Source organism: Caulobacter sp., from assembly GCF_017744445.1.
Lineage (GTDB): Bacteria > Pseudomonadota > Alphaproteobacteria > Caulobacterales > Caulobacteraceae > Caulobacter.
Genome location: NZ_JAGIBH010000056.1, coordinates 1 through 897 on the forward strand (window position 1 = coordinate 1; position 897 = coordinate 897).

Here is an 897-nt window from a genome sequence, read left to right on the forward strand (position 1 = left end):
TGACCACCCCGCGCGAGACGGCCGGGGCGGCCTCCCCGGTCGACCGGCTGTGAAGGCGGCCGTCCGTCCCTTCCACCCGGCGGACGGCCCCGGGGTCCTGGCGCTGATCCTCTCGATCCAGCGCCAGGAATTCGGTATCCCGATCACGGCCGAGGATCAGCCTGACCTGGCGGCCATCCCCGCCTTCTACCAGTGCGGCGCGGGCCAGTTCTGGGTGGCCGAACGCCACGGCGTGGTGGTGGGCACGATCGGGCTCAAGGATATCGGCGGCCGGGCTGCGGCCTTGCGCAAGATGTTCGTGGGCCCCGAGGCCCGGGGCCAGGCCGGCGTGGCCTCTGCCCTGCTGGCCGCCGCCCTGGACCATGCCCGCGCCTTCCGTCTGGCCGATGTCTGGCTGGGTACGACAGATCGTTTCCAGGCGGCACACCGCTTCTACGAGAAGAACGGCTTTCACCGCATTCAGGTCTCCGACCTGCCGGAAGCCTTCCCCCGCATGGCCGTGGACACGGTGTTCTATCGGCTGGCGCTCTAGGTCTTACCGCCGCCCTGGATCCAGCAGGGTGTTGACCACCGGCGCGCCCGCCGCGCGTCCGCTGATCGGGTCGCACCACGAGAACCGGCCATTGGGCGCGTCGGTGCGGCGGCCCGCCAGGCCGGCTTCGTAGAGCGACTGGCCAAGGTCCACCCCGTCGAAGGAGACCACGGCCAGCTCGCGATGGAACTCGTCGAAGCCGCCCACAGGCTCGATGGCGACGGCCCGGGCGTCGCGGACTTTGCCACGCACCCATTCCACGGCCTGCAGCGCCGCGGCCGCTTCGGCCCAGCAGCGGGCGTCGGGCACGCCTTGGGGAGCGTAGGCGTTGGACAGGCGCACATGGCGGCCGTCGATGACCATGG

At 71.3% G+C, this 897-nt stretch carries 2 protein-coding genes; one reads left to right on the plus strand and one right to left on the minus strand.

Going from position 1 to position 897, the window contains the following annotated elements; translation table 11 throughout:
- Positions 1–532: GNAT family N-acetyltransferase (locus tag J7528_RS23540; protein ID WP_291879703.1), on the plus strand; the 532-nt coding region annotated here is incomplete at its 5' end.
- A 3-nt stretch (positions 533–535) separates the two neighbouring features.
- On the opposite strand, the gene J7528_RS23545 is transcribed toward J7528_RS23540, so the two are convergent.
- On the minus strand, positions 536–897 hold a 362-nt coding region (locus J7528_RS23545), incomplete at its 5' end, for a nuclease (RefSeq protein ID WP_291879705.1).